15 protein-coding genes are annotated in these 13720 nt (G+C 42.7%); 12 read left to right on the top strand and 3 right to left on the bottom strand.

The features are described from left to right. Positions 1 to 102 precede the first annotated feature (102 nt). Complete coding sequence (locus LRR81_RS06775) at positions 103 to 1518, top strand: cryptochrome/photolyase family protein (protein WP_231788513.1); 1416 nt, start codon at positions 103 to 105, stop codon at positions 1516 to 1518. Positions 1519 to 1589: 71 nt separating this feature from the next. On the opposite strand, the gene LRR81_RS06770 is transcribed toward LRR81_RS06775, so the two are convergent. Beyond that, complete coding sequence (locus LRR81_RS06770; RefSeq protein ID WP_408631590.1) at positions 1590 to 2528, bottom strand: COX15/CtaA family protein; 939 nt, start codon at positions 2526 to 2528, stop codon at positions 1590 to 1592. A gap of 775 nt (positions 2529 to 3303) precedes the next feature. Between LRR81_RS06770 and cyoE the strand changes: the two genes are divergently transcribed. The 7 genes from cyoE to LRR81_RS06735 all read left to right on the top strand — a co-directional run bounded on the left by cyoE (position 3304) and on the right by LRR81_RS06735 (position 10055). Next, on the top strand, positions 3304 to 4233 hold the full coding sequence (cyoE, locus tag LRR81_RS06765; RefSeq protein ID WP_231788511.1) for a heme o synthase: 930 nt from the start codon (positions 3304 to 3306) through the stop codon (positions 4231 to 4233). Between the two features lie 151 nt (positions 4234 to 4384). Continuing rightward, on the top strand, positions 4385 to 5464 hold the full coding sequence (coxB, locus tag LRR81_RS06760; protein ID WP_231788510.1) for a cytochrome c oxidase subunit II: 1080 nt from the start codon (positions 4385 to 4387) through the stop codon (positions 5462 to 5464). Positions 5465 to 5514: 50 nt separating this feature from the next. Continuing rightward, positions 5515 to 7383 carry a cytochrome c oxidase subunit I gene (ctaD, locus tag LRR81_RS06755; RefSeq protein WP_231788509.1) on the top strand — a complete coding sequence of 623 codons (1869 nt, stop codon included), beginning with the start codon at positions 5515 to 5517 and terminating at the stop codon, positions 7381 to 7383. Next, positions 7383 to 8006 carry a cytochrome c oxidase subunit III gene (gene ctaE / locus LRR81_RS06750; RefSeq protein WP_231788508.1) on the top strand — a complete coding sequence of 208 codons (624 nt, stop codon included), beginning with the start codon at positions 7383 to 7385 and terminating at the stop codon, positions 8004 to 8006. Before ctaD ends, ctaE begins: the two co-directional genes overlap by 1 nt. A 3-nt stretch (positions 8007 to 8009) precedes the next feature. Continuing rightward, complete coding sequence (gene ctaF / locus LRR81_RS06745) at positions 8010 to 8342, top strand: cytochrome c oxidase subunit IVB (RefSeq protein ID WP_231788507.1); 333 nt, start codon at positions 8010 to 8012, stop codon at positions 8340 to 8342. 81 nt (positions 8343 to 8423) lie between these two features. Then, positions 8424 to 9320: a cytochrome c oxidase assembly factor CtaG gene (gene ctaG, locus LRR81_RS06740; protein ID WP_231788506.1), complete on the top strand. Its 897-nt coding sequence runs from the start codon at positions 8424 to 8426 to the stop codon at positions 9318 to 9320. Between the two features lie 225 nt (positions 9321 to 9545). Further along, the gene (locus tag LRR81_RS06735; RefSeq protein ID WP_231788505.1) at positions 9546 to 10055 is read left to right on the top strand and encodes a GNAT family N-acetyltransferase; all 510 of its coding nucleotides are present in this window, start codon (positions 9546 to 9548) and stop codon (positions 10053 to 10055) included. A gap of 46 nt (positions 10056 to 10101) precedes the next feature. Here LRR81_RS06735 and LRR81_RS06730 read toward each other — a convergent pair whose 3' ends face one another. Beyond that, positions 10102 to 10467: a YugN family protein gene (locus LRR81_RS06730; protein ID WP_231788504.1), complete on the bottom strand. Its 366-nt coding sequence runs from the start codon at positions 10465 to 10467 to the stop codon at positions 10102 to 10104. A 209-nt stretch (positions 10468 to 10676) separates the two neighbouring features. On the opposite strand from LRR81_RS06730, the gene LRR81_RS06725 reads away from it, so the two are divergent. Then, positions 10677 to 11720 (top strand): CAP domain-containing protein, encoded by a 1044-nt coding sequence (locus LRR81_RS06725; RefSeq protein ID WP_231788642.1) that lies wholly within the window; start codon positions 10677 to 10679, stop codon positions 11718 to 11720. A 41-nt stretch (positions 11721 to 11761) separates the two neighbouring features. On the opposite strand, the gene LRR81_RS06720 is transcribed toward LRR81_RS06725, so the two are convergent. Beyond that, complete coding sequence (locus LRR81_RS06720) at positions 11762 to 12253, bottom strand: PaaI family thioesterase (RefSeq protein ID WP_231788503.1); 492 nt, start codon at positions 12251 to 12253, stop codon at positions 11762 to 11764. A 221-nt stretch (positions 12254 to 12474) separates the two neighbouring features. Between LRR81_RS06720 and ylbD the strand changes: the two genes are divergently transcribed. From ylbD to LRR81_RS06705, 3 genes are all read left to right on the top strand, one after another. Further along, the gene (gene ylbD, locus LRR81_RS06715; protein WP_231788502.1) at positions 12475 to 12864 is read left to right on the top strand and encodes a YlbD family protein; all 390 of its coding nucleotides are present in this window, start codon (positions 12475 to 12477) and stop codon (positions 12862 to 12864) included. Positions 12865 to 12903: 39 nt separating this feature from the next. Further along, complete coding sequence (locus tag LRR81_RS06710) at positions 12904 to 13143, top strand: YlbE-like family protein (RefSeq protein WP_231788641.1); 240 nt, start codon at positions 12904 to 12906, stop codon at positions 13141 to 13143. Positions 13144 to 13250: 107 nt separating this feature from the next. After that, on the top strand, positions 13251 to 13664 hold the full coding sequence (locus LRR81_RS06705; RefSeq protein ID WP_231788501.1) for a hypothetical protein: 414 nt from the start codon (positions 13251 to 13253) through the stop codon (positions 13662 to 13664). Positions 13665 to 13720 lie beyond the last annotated feature (56 nt).

Genomic DNA, 13720 nt, shown 5'->3' with positions numbered 1-13720 from the left:
TTTTACGATGGAGCTGAACGAACGGTCTTCCGGGTGGCATATTGAAGTTAGATTTTCACAAAGCAATTTAATACGATGAGGAGAGGGAAAGAGGGTGATCGTTTGAAAACAGCTGTTATGTGGGTGAGAAGGGATTTTCGCTTTCAGGATAATACGGCACTTTATCATGCACTGTCTTATTGCAGAGAAGAAAGAGCCAGATTAATCTTTGTATTTCAGCTTAATCCTTCGTTATTTAAAAATTCTTCAGGACTTAGACACGAGCATTTTGCAGGAACCGTGCTGCATTTTCATGAAAGGCTGAAAAAGCTTGGGACAGAGCTTGCTGTATTTGTTGGAGATCATGAAAAAGCATTCCGGAAGTTTTTAAAAAGCGAGCAAGGCATTTCTGCTTTATTTTTCAATGGGGATGAAACAGGCTTTGGAAAAGCGCGGGATGTGGAAACAACCCAAATGCTTCAGGCAGAAGGCATACAAGTTTTTCAATACCAGGATGCTTTTCTGCATGGCGCAGAGGAAATAAAAAAATCAGATTCTGCAGTATATAAAGTATTTACACCGTATTATAAAAAATGGCGGGCAGAAAAGTTTACGAAGCCCTATCACATTGTATTTGACGAACTGAAGCAGGCGGTGAAAAGGCCGGCAGAACGTCCTGATAAAGGGCTGCAGCAACTGGAAAAGTACGCTGGCAGCGCGATGGAAAAATGGGAGTTTGGCGAAAAAGCAGCAAGAAAGCAACTGCTTCACTTTGTGCAGCACAAGCTTAATGATTATGAAAGCAGCCGTGATTACCCGGCTGAAGATGGAACGAGCAGAATTTCCAGATTTTTAAAAACAGGAATGCTTTCGCCCAGAACCGTGATCGCAGCTGTTCTTCAGGAAGAAGATTTGGGCAGCTCAAAAGAAACGTTTATGAAAGAACTGGCATGGCGCGATTTTTACCATAGCATTCTCGTGCACTTTCCATCCATTTCTGATAAGGAATTCAGTGAAAACTATCAGTCTCTTGATTGGAACAAAAATGAGCAGCAATTTGAGCAATGGGCACAAGGAAAAACAGGCTTTCCCATTATTGATGCAGCCATGAGGCAGCTGAATGAAGAAGGATGGATGCATAACAGGATGAGGATGCTGACGGCTTCTTTCCTAACAAAGGATTATTTGATTGACTGGAGGCTTGGAGAAGCATATTTTGCCAGGCAGCTTGTTGATTATGAAGCAAGCTCAAACATCGGAGGATGGCAGTGGGCAGCATCTGTCGGCACAGATGCCGTTCCTTACTTTCGTGTTTTTAACCCAGTTACGCAGTCAAAAAAATTTGATAGAGACGGAGAATATATCAAAAAATATGTGCCAGAGCTGAAGCAAGTGCCGGCAGCCCTCATTCACGAACCGTGGAAAATGAGTGAACAGGAGCAAGAGAAAGCGGGTATTGTCATAGGACGGGACTATCCTGTTCCGGAGATTAACCATGCTGTGCAGCGGAAAAGGGCGATCGATTTTTTCAAGGCATAGCTTGTCTTAAAGAAAGAAGGCAAATTAATATAAAGCAAAAAAAAACCGCTGAAAAAATCAGCGGTCTTTTTTTATAGTGCAGCTTTTGTGCCAGAACCCTTTTTAGCCTGCTTATTCACTTTGTTCCGGGTGACGAGGAGAACCAGGTAGCTGAGAACTCCGAAGAGGCAGGCAATGATAAAGCCATGGGCAAGGGTGAAGAACATGCTTAGCTGTGTAAGTACTGACATGGCGCCAGTGAAAGCCTGAAGGGTAATCAGGACCATGGAAATAATCCAGCCGTGATACAGAACTTTCTCATGCTTGTGGTGCTTAACAGCATGATAGCAGGCAATGGCGATCCAGATAAAGAGAATCAATGCAGCTGTTCTGTGTCCCATTTGGACCCATTGCTGAATGGTTTCAGGCATGCCGATCGAAGAATTTGAACAAAACGGCACATCGCTGCAGGCAACACCTGCTCCTTTATGTCTTACGAGCGCACCTGTATAAACGACAAGATACGTATAAATTAAAAGGCCGACCGCGTGAAAGCTCATTTTTCTGTCTACAATAAGCACTTTGGCATCATATTTTTTATCTACTTCAAATATTAGAAGAGTCAAAAGCAATACAGAGGCAAAAGAGATAAGTGAGACGCCAAAATGAAGGGCTTTAATAGCAGGAGATTGTCCCCATACAACAGCGGCAGCGCCTAAAAGGGCCTGCGCAATCAAAAACAGCACAGATAGAATAGACAAAAGCTTTGTTTCTCTTAAATGGCCGATTCGTCTCCAGGAAAGAACTGCAAGGATAATCACCAGAATCCCGGCTAATGAACTGACGAACCTGTGGGCAGCTTCAATAATCAGCTCTTTTGTAATCACTGTTTGCACAATGCTGCCGTTGCAAAGAGGCCAGGATGCCCCGCAGCCTTGGCTTGAGCCTGTTTTCGTTACAAGAGCTCCGCCAAGAAGGACGAGCAGCAGAACGATTGTTGAGACGACAGCAATTGGCTTCAGCTGAAATATTCGTTTCAATTTCTTCACCTTCTCAATCTAAAAAATCTCTACAGTTTTCTGTAAAAGTATTTCAATTCTTAGTGGCTGCTTTCCGGCAATATTGAACTGTCAGGAACACATTCGGAAACAGTATATAAAAAAGACTGATGCCACGATACTGATTGTAAGGAAATCACCAGTAAAAAACAATGATATGGACTCATTGTTCACAAAGGTTTTGAAAGTATAAAATTAAATGGAAAGAATTCTGGAGGAATTTACTATCTCATAATAGAATTTATACAAACAGAAGGTTTTCCAAGAGAGATCTTTGAATCTTGGAGATGATTCGCTAGGGATTTTGCAAGCAGCTGTCTGGGCTGAACGAGGCGCTTGCGCTTTTCGTTGTCCAGCTCCAGCGCCTAGCCCGATCTGAGTCGCTTCGAAAAATCCCAAAAAGTCAAAACCAGACTTTTCGGGATTTTCCTCCAGCGCTTGTCGGGGCTGAACAAGCGGCTTCCGCTTTTCTTAATCCCAATGATTGCAAATCCAATTTTTGTGATAGAATGAAAATGCCTCCTTTTTTCAAGGGTTTCTTATGTTCACGATCTTGTCACAAAAAAGTGCTTAATTGTAAAAACGTAAGATAAAACCTTTTTTAATGAGGTGGATTTTTAGTATGATATGAGATGTAGCATCCATTATTTAAAAGGGGTTTCTCTGTCAAAAGTTCAGGCCCGGACTTTATAGCGGGCACCTTTGCTGCTTTCCATGCAGCATGAATCGCAAGAAGGAGGTATTTTTTATGTCTAATTCGAGGACCATGTCAGATACTGCGCTAAGTGAGCAGCGTCCTCATGAGATAGCCAAAACAACGGCTTTTAAAGATTTTCTTGATTTGATTAAAATAGGCATTGTCAATTCAAATATGATCACCACATTTGCCGGCTTATGGCTCGCTCTTCACTTCAACGGACTTCATTTTCTAGATTCTCTGGATAAAGTATTTTTTACCCTGATCGGTTCGGCAATGATCATGGGAGGTTCCTGTGCTGTCAATAACTATTACGACAGAGACATTGACATCATTATGGAAAGAACGAGAAACCGCCCTACCGTAAACGGTAAAGTGAACGGCCAGCAGGCTCTGTGGACCGGGATCTTCATGATTACCGCTGGAATGGCCTGCCTGTTTTTAACAACAGTTACAGCTGCCATAATCGGCCTTGCCGGTGTGATCACTTATGTATTCCTTTATACAATGTGGACAAAGCGCAGGTATACAATGAATACTGTTGTCGGAAGCATTTCAGGAGCTGTTCCTCCGCTGCTTGGATGGGCAGCTGTTGATGGAAGCCTGAGCACGACAGCATGGGTTTTGTTCCTGATTATGTTTATCTGGCAGCCGCCGCACTTCCTGGCGCTTGCTATGAAACGTGTGGAAGAGTACAGAGCAGCTAAAATCCCTATGCTGCCTGTTGTTTATGGCTTTGGCATGACAAAGCGCCAGATGATGGTTTGGTGCGCATGCCTGCTCCCGCTTCCTTTCTATTTGTTTAATATTGGCACTGGTTTTGTTGTTCTGGCCACTATTTTAAACATTGGCTGGGTAGTGCTTGCCCTTTCCGGCTTTAAGATTAAAGACGATATAAAATGGGCTAAATGGATGTTTATTTACTCACTGAATTATTTAACAATACTATTTGTATCTATGGTTATTTTCACTCTGATTTAAAGAGATAAGGCGTGGCGGTTATACCGCCGCGCATTCTTAATACATATAACTGTTAAAAATTCTTTTATTTAAAAGAATTTACCATAAACTGAATTATTGTAATATTCCAATTTGTCGAAAAATCTATTACTAAAGAGGGGGTTTACTGGTTATGGAAAAGTGGCTGACAAAATGGCGATTGCTGCCGTTAATGCTGCTGATGGCATTCTTTATGACAGGATGCGGCGAACCATATTTATCAACTCTCCGTCCAGCTGGAGAAGTGGCTGATAATGAATACAACATCATGATCCTCAGCACAATCATCATGGTTGTTGTCGTCGCAGTGGTTACCGTCATTTTTATTTATGTCATCATTAAATTCAGAAGGAGAAAAAATGAAGGGGATGCTGTTCCAAAGCAGGTTGAAGGAAATCATAAGCTGGAAATACTATGGACAGTCATTCCGATCCTGCTGCTTTTGATATTGGCAGTGCCGGTCGTGGCCTCAACCTTTGATCTGGCGAATGTCAAACAAATGGAAAGCGACAAAAGAAAGCCTGAAGATGCACTTGTTGTTAATGTAAGAGCTAACTTGTACTGGTGGGAATTCGAGTATCCTGACTATAAAATTATCACGAGCCAGGAGCTGGTCGTTCCGACTGATGAAAAGGTGTATTTTAAGGTCAAAGCTGCAGATGTTAAGCACTCTTTCTGGATCCCGGCAGCAGGCGGAAAAGTCGATGCCAATCCGGAGAATGACAATAAGTTCTGGCTCGAATTTGATTCCAAGCGCGTTAAGGATGCAGGGGAATATCTGTACGGCAAATGCGCAGAGCTTTGCGGACCTTCACATGCTTTAATGGATTTTAAAGTAAAAGCTGTTCCAAGAAGCGAGTTTGATGCATGGACCAAAAAGATGAAAGATGCCAAACCGGTTGCGCAAGGGGATCAGGAAAAACAGGGAGAAGCGCTGTTCAAGCAGAAGGGCTGTATTGCCTGCCATGCTGTTCAGCCGTCAGACAGCCGTCCAGAAGCAGCAAGAAATGCACCGAACCTCGGCAATTTCGGTAACCGCACAAGGGTCGCAGGCATACTTGATCATTCTGAAGAGAACACGGAAAAATGGATAAAAGACCCAGAGTATTATAAGCCTGGAAATAAAATGTCAGGATCAGGAAAATACCCGAAACTGACTGATGAAGAAGCAAAAGCTCTGGCACATTATGTAATGAGTCTTAAAGTAGAGTAATCCATCTGAAATAGAGAAAAATGCGATTTTAGCAAAAGGGAGGTAGCAATGTGAGCACGATCACTCAGAAGAAGGGCTTCGGCGGAGTAGTGTGGGATTACTTGACAACTGTCGACCATAAAAAAATAGCCATTCTTTATATGATGGCCGGCGGGTTTTTCTTTCTCGTAGGCGGACTGGAAGCCATGCTGATCCGCATTCAGCTTGCAGTTCCGAACAATGACTTTTTAAATGGTGACGCTTACAACCAAGTGATGACCATGCATGGAACCACAATGATATTTCTGGCCGCAATGCCTTTGCTGTTCGCTTTCATGAATGCGGCAGTCCCGCTTCAGATTGGAGCGAGGGATGTAGCCTTTCCATTTGTCAATGCTCTTGGCTTCTGGCTGTTTTTATTCGGTGGAATATTTTTAAACCTTGGCTGGTTTTTAGGCGGTGCGCCTGATGCAGGCTGGACCTCCTATGCTTCCCTGTCGCTGGATTCCAAGGGGCATGGCATCGACTTTTACGCTCTTGGCCTGCAGATATCAGGTATTGGAACCTTGGTCGGCGGGATCAACTTTCTGGCAACGATTATTAGTATGAGGGCGCCGGGTATGACCTATATGAGAATGCCGCTCTTTACCTGGACGACTTTCGTAGCTTCAGCACTTATATTATTTGCATTTCCTCCGCTTACGGTCGGACTGGCGCTTATGACGCTGGACAGGGTTTTTCATACGAACTTCTTCGTTGCGGGTGCAGGAGGGAACACGATTATCTGGGAGCATATCTTCTGGATATTCGGCCATCCTGAAGTTTATATTTTGATTTTGCCGGCTTTCGGGATATTTTCTGAAGTCATTCCGGTGTTTTCGAAAAAAAGGCTTTTTGGGTACTCAGCAATGGTTTTCGCTACTGTTCTAATCGGATTTTTAGGTTTCATGGTTTGGGCTCACCATATGTTTACAACAGGACTAGGGCCAATAGCCAACGCCATTTTTGCCGTCGCTACGATGGCCATTGCCGTTCCTACAGGAATTAAAATATTCAACTGGCTCTTTACGATGTGGGGAGGAAGCATCAGGTTTACTACATCGATGCTTTATGCGATCGCGTTCTTGCCGACATTTGTTATGGGCGGTGTAACTGGAGTGATGCTTGCCGGTGTTACAGCCGACTATCAGTACCATGACAGTTATTTCGTTGTTGCGCATTTTCATTACGTCATCGTCGGCGGTGTCGTTTTCGGTCTGTTAGCCGGACTGCACTACTGGTGGCCGCTGATGTTCAACAAAATGCTGAACGAAACAATGGGGAAAATTACTTTTGTTCTATTTGTCACAGGCTTTCATTTAACTTTCTTTATCCAGCATTTCCTGGGGCTTTACGGCATGCCGCGCCGTGTATTCACTTATCTGCCTGGGCAGGGATTTGAAACAGAAAACCTCGTGAGCTCTGCAGGTGCCTTTTTAATGGCTGCAGGTGTTCTAGTAATGGCTGTGAACATTATCCAGACTGCTAGAAAGAAAGAATACGCAGGAAAAGATCCATGGGTTGACGGGCGTACGCTTGAATGGTCACTGGAAGCTCCTACACCTGAGTACAACTTTAAACAGCTTCCGCTTGTGAGAGGGCTTGATCCGCTGTGGATTGAAAAAATGGCAGGAAAAAAAGGAATGACTGCTGCAGAGCCAGTTGGGGATATTCATATGCCGAATTCGTCCATCCTGCCGCTTTGCATGGCCTTTGGACTGTTTGTTGCAGCCTTTGGGCTCATGTATCACAACGAGCATGCCTGGGGTATTCCTGTAGCACTCCTGGGACTTTTGATTACGCTTGGCAGCATGTTCCTGCGGTCTGTGGTCGATGATCATGGCTATCATATCCATAAAGAAGACCTGGAAGATGATACAGACAGGAGGGTGAAAGCCTGATGCATGCAGAAGAAAAATTTACAGCAGAAACCTTTCCCGAATCACCTGAAAAGGCGACAGCGGAAGCGAAAAATAAATTTCTGGGCTTTTGGCTTTTCCTTGGTGGAGAAACAGTCTTATTTGCCACCCTGTTTGCTACCTTTTTATCCTTAAGACACTCCAACAATGGCGGACCAACTACACAGGAGCTATTTGAAATTCCAATGGTGTTTGCCGCAACCATGCTTCTTTTGGTCAGCAGCTTGACGAGCGTATATGCCATTTATCATATGAAAAACTTCAGCTTTAAAAAAATGCAGCTTTGGCTTGTGATCACTGTTTTATTGGGTGCCGGATTTTTAGGGCTTGAAATCTATGAATTTAATCATTATGTTCATAAGCTGGAGTTTACCATTACGAGCAGTGCCCTCGGCTCCGCCTTTTACACGCTCGTCGGCACACATGGCGCACACGTTGCTTTCGGACTTCTCTGGATCACAACATTAATCGTAAGAAACAGCAAAAGAGGGCTGAATCTATACAATGCTCCGAAGTATTATGTAGCAAGTCTTTACTGGCACTTTATTGATGTAGTATGGGTGTTTATCTTCACGGTTGTATATTTGATGGGGATGGTGGAATAGCAGATGGAAACCAATCAGAAGCCTGATAATCCGCGCGTCAACATAGCCTACCGGCGTAAGAAAAATGCGGAAGAAATGAAGTACCAGTTTGTCTCGTTCGGCATGATGCTGTTCCTAACAATCATTGCTTTTATTGCAGTCGGATATGATGGGGTTGATAAATGGTTTAAAGCTCCTTTTATCATCATCCTTGCCGTTATCCAGGTAATCTTTCAGCTGTTTTATTTTATGCATATGAACCATAAAGGACATCAGACAGCAGCACTGTTTTTGTTCTCAGGCTTAGGTTTCGGCCTTTTGACAGTACTTGCTTTTTCAACGATTGTCTGGTGGTGAATCTAATAGGGAAACCGGCAAAGAGCCGGTTTCCTTCAAATTTATAAAGCCTAAACCCTTCAGGCTGAAGGAGGTACACTCATGGAGAATATATCAATCTTTGGTTTCGAAGCCCTCTGGAGCCCATATTTTTTTCTTTTTATCACAGGATGCACCTGTTTTTATTTCTTTCTGATTAACCGCAAAGGAGACAAGTTTCGAAAGAGGGAGAATGTCAGCCCTAAGCAAATGATGTATTTTACGGCTGCTATGGTTTTCATTTATGCTTTAAAAGGCAGTCCGCTGGATTTGCTGAGCCACTTAATGTTCAGTGCTCATATGATTCAGATGGCGCTTTTGTATCTCCTTGTACCGCCTCTTTTGATAGCAGGAATTCCAGTTTGGATGTGGAAGCGTTTCACGGCAATTCCCGGCATCAGACAAATATTCACCTTTTTTACAAAGCCATTATTGGCGCTGATTCTATTTAATGGATTGTTTTCTCTTTATCATTTTCCTGCGGTCTTTGATTTTCTGAAAAGCGGGCATTTCTTTCATTCAGCAGCATCGATTTTCTTGTTTTTTTCTGCATTATGCATGTGGTGGCCGCTTTTTAACAAATTTGAAGATAAGAACAAGCTGAACGGTTTAATGAAAATCGGCTACATTTTTGCCAATGGAATGCTTCTGACTCCTGCCTGCGCTTTGATCATTTTTTCAAAAACTCCCCTTTACCTGACCTATTCTGATCCGGCTTCATGGATGCATGCCATGCAACTTTGTGTTCCGTCCGGCACTTTGTCGGGGCTGAATTTATCCGGTCCGGAAATGTTCAACTCTCTCCCTGTAATGGACGATCAGCAGCTTGGAGGAGTGGCCATGAAGATTATCCAGGAAATCATCTACGGCGCAGTGCTTGCCTCAGTGTTTTTTAATTGGGCAAAAGAAGAAAGGGAAAAGGACAAAAAGGAAGAAGAAGCTTACAAAGCCCATCTATAGATCCGGAGAACGAACTATACGAATTTCGTGCTTATGGCAACCGTCTGTGAAAACGAAATGAGATTAAAACATATTTTCAAGGTGCTGCAGAATATAATTCTAACAGCACCTTTTCTTTATGCTTTTTCTTGCCTGAAAAGCAGCAATGAAAAGAGCAGACTTGTCTATATCTTGAAAAAAGTGAACATAATGGTAGCTGAAGATACGAGAAAAGGGGGAAATGGAGTGGAGATTTTGACAGAGCGGCTTCTTGTCATCCCGTGCTCTCTGGACATTGCTAAATCTCTGATCATTCACAGAAAGGAGCTGGAAGAACGATCGCCGATTGTCATACCTCCAGTATGGCCTTCTTCCCTCACACAGGGGCTTTTGCCATTATATATTGAGCGGCTGGAAAAAAGCAGGGAAGCTTACGGTTGGGGCTTGTGGCTGATTATTCATGCAGCTGAAAAGAAGATTATCGGGGATTTTTACATTGCTGATAAACCGGACAGGGACGGGAAGGTAGAATTTTCATGTCAGATTAATCCCTCTTATCCTGAACAAATTGCTTTTGAAGCATTGAATATGTTTTTTTCATGGCTTTCCTCGCAGAATCAGGTGAAAACTGTCCAGACAGAGTGCCGGATAGAAAATGAAGACATGATTCATTTGCTTCATAAGCTTGGATTTATCTGCAGAAAAAGGGAGGATTACTATCTGCTTTGGCAAATTTGCAAAAATGGGGATGTATAGGCATTTTTCGTTCTATTTAAAAAAGGGCAAGCTTCCCGCGGAAGCTTTACCCCTCAACAGCCAGCTGTTCAATTTCTTCTTTAATTTCTTTCAGCAGCGTTTCGCTGGATTGAATGATATGGGGCGGAAATTCCTCATCTTCTCCATATTCTACTCCATGGGGATAATAATATTTTCCTAACAGCGGTGTGAGAAATTGAATAACTGCCCGTCTGCTTCCTACATCGCCTTCAATCGCATATCCCATAATCCTTAAGTAAAAAATATTACCTAAATAATCAAATTTCTTGTCATATGTAACTCTTTCATAATCCCATTGCCCTGCACGGAGCATGCCGTGGTTTTCCATTAAATCATCCAGTCTGACAAGCTCTGCGGTCATGCTCTCAAGCCCTGTGCCTTCAAATTTCATATTTTCAGTCTCCCGTCCCTGGTTCTTTAAATTCTGCTTTCTTCCTTATAATAGTATGAATAGATTGAACTTTCAATCAGTTATCAGGAAGAGATTGTAAAATTATCAAAAACAGGATGAAAGAAGGCTTTCCGAAGCTTCTTATTAGGTTTCTATCCTATTTTCGATTACTATTTTCATAAAGCCTGTTTTTAAAGGAGGAAACATCCATCAGTACGATTATTCGAGCCGCCGTTATATTGTGCGTCTTGTTTTTTGCTTATACTTTTTTTATGCACTATAGCGGAGATGTTCCAGAGAAAAGAGAACCCGGCCAAAAACCGGAGATTTCCAGTGTGAAGGAAGCGGAAAAGCCTGTTAAAATACCTGAAAACGGTATTTTAGCTTTGATGGGTAAGTCATCTGAAAATATTTTGAAATCAGTAGGAAAACCGTCAAGAAAAGAACCATCCCGTTTTGATTACGAGTGGTGGATTTATAATCAGGACCCGGACCATTATTTTCAAGTCGGTATCTTGAACGGAAAAGCCGTAACGGTATATGGATTGGGGAAATCGCTCAATATTCAGCCATTCAAAATCGGCGAGGATGCAGGCGAGGTGTTTAAAAAATCCCAGATCCTTTCCTCTTTGCCTATTGAATATAAGGGAAACACCTACAAATTTGAACTGTCAGAAGAAGATATGAACACAAGGCCTGCGATAAGGGCTGATGGGAATATTCTTCAGCTTTACATAGACAAGTTCGACGGAAAGCTTTCAAGTGTCAGAGCAGTGGATCCGGAAACGTTTATTAAACAAAGACCTTATGAACTCATCTATAGGGGCAATCTGGTTTCCGCAAAAAAATTGAAAGAAGATCAGCTCTTAAATGTGGAAAAGGCAGAAGAAAATCAGGTCTTCGATTTAACCAATGTGATCAGAAGCCGGCACAATCTTCCGTCTCTGAAAAATGACAGCGAAGTTGCAGGCATCGCTTATCTCCACAGCAAGGATATGGCAGACAGCCGCTATTTTGCCCATGAATCGCCAACAGAAGGTGATTTATCAGATCGATTGAAAAAAGGAAAGGTTGCCTACTCTCTTGCAGGGGAAAACATTGCTGCACATTATATTGACGGAATTGCTTCAGTAGAAGGCTGGATGAACAGCAAAGGTCATCGTGAGGCGATGCTAAACAGCGAGTTTACCCATTTAGGCGTAGGAGTTTACCGGGATTACTATACACAGGATTATGTTAAATATTGGAATTAAAAAGGATCTGCTCATTGAGCAGGTCCTTTTTATAGCGCTGTTTATTTTCTGTTAATAATAAAAAAAGTAGCGGTAGAATGAGCAATCAGCTCGCCATCATCCCGGAAAACCTGGCCCTGCATTACAATCGTCTTTGAGCCTTTATGAATGCATTCTGTTCTGCAGGTCAATATTTCACCGATTCCAGGCGCTGTATAATTTATTTTCATTTCTGATGTAACAGCTGCCTTTTCTTTCGGCAAAAGGCTTGCCGCGTATGTTCCCATGGCTGAATCAAGCAAGGTTGCTGTTATGCCTCCGTGCAGTATATCCAGATTGTTTTGGACAATCGGGTTATTGGGAATCTCGATGACTAAACTGCCGTCATCTTCCCATATTGTTTTTGCATGCAGCAGTGAACCAATATATGTACTATTTTCATTGGCGAGCTTTTTGTTCATGCCCTCAGCCAAAAGTTTAAGAACATGCAAGTCTTTTTCATCGCTTGCTTCGATCAATTCTTTGTATTGCTGCATGAGAGTTTGTTTATCCACTAGTACCCCAACCCTTCTTGAAGCAATAGCTGCCGTTAAGTTCAGCTCTGCTTCCTGATGCTCTTTAAGCGGTTTTTGGTTTTTTAAGTGAATATAGCCTGATAAAACCGCCTTTCTTATCTTAGCAAAAATTAACCTTGTCCTGCACAGAAATTGGGCGAACGTTTAGAAGTTTTTCTGGATAAAATGCAGTAGGCAATATCATGCAAGGGGTGAGAGTGATGAGCAGTAAAAAGCTGCATCCATCAGTTGAACAGTTCAAGGAATTTGTCAAGCGCCATCCATCCCTGATCCAGGAAGTGCGGAAAGGGAAAAGAAGCTGGCAGGAATTATATGAAGATTGGCACCTGCTAGGGGAAGATGATCAGATGTGGGCTGCTTTTAAGGACACAGGAACTGAGGAAGAGAAAGAGGATAAAAAGCAGGATATGATGAGCCGTATTCTATCTTCAGTTAAAAATATGGATGCAAATGAAATGAACCAGCATCTGTATAATATGAGCAGCACTGTATCCACCATTCAGGGCATATTGGAGCAGTTTGGTTTTGCAAAGCCATCCCAGCCGGCAGGCGGAAGCGGGAGCCAGCCATTTTCATTCCGGAAAGATTGATTAAACAGCATCCATAAGGATGCAAAGAGGTGCCTAATGATGAGAAAAGACATTCAGGAATATATTGAAGCAAACCCTGATCTGAAACGGTTCATGAGAGAGCAGCCTCAGTGGTACAGAAAAATGGCGAGGAATCCGCATGATACTGAATCGCTGAATATGGCTATGATGAACCATTATCAGAAAACCATTCCGCACAAAGTAGCGCAATTTTCCAATTCTATTCAAATGGCAAGCATGATGCTCGGAATGTTTCAGTCGATGAAACAGCAGGATTAGCGGATAAGCGCCTCTTTTGGGCGTTTTTTTCTTGCATCAGAATATAGCTGTCTTACATAAAAAAACATGTTTTTGGAAAAGCCTAATTAAAAAGGCAGGTGCATGGCATGAAGGTTCTCTCATTATTGATAGCCTGTTTGCTTTTAGCCGGCTGCGGCACGCAAAAGCCAAAGGCTGAAGGAATATGGCAGCAGGGTTTTGAAAAGAAAACAAAAGCTTCAGAGCTTGCCCGGACAGCAATGTCTGTCAGGCACATAGTCAAAGGAGATACTGTTTTAATTGAATGCTACTCGCCAAACAGGCACTTTGCTTCATCGAAAACGGAAAAAAATCATGGTGAGCTTTCCATAGATGTTTTTGTGGACGGCCAGAAAAGGCTGTCTAATATCATTACAGCAGCCTTTACAGTCGGCCATCTTGAAAAAGGCATTCATCAAATCAAGCTCGTCTTTTCATCAAAAGGCGAAAAGAACGCTCCAGTTCCAGCTGAATTTGATGTGGCCATTTTTCCATCAAGGTAATGGTGCAGCGTTTTTCTTTTCGGTATTTTCGTGGTAAAATAAACGCGGAGGTGCTT

Source organism: Metabacillus kandeliae, from assembly GCF_021166585.1.
In the GTDB taxonomy this organism is placed as follows: Bacteria; Bacillota; Bacilli; order Bacillales; family Bacillaceae; genus Metabacillus_B; species Metabacillus_B kandeliae.
The sequence above is the reverse complement of the archived record's forward strand: the minus strand, read 5'-3'. Positions and strand labels throughout refer to the sequence as shown.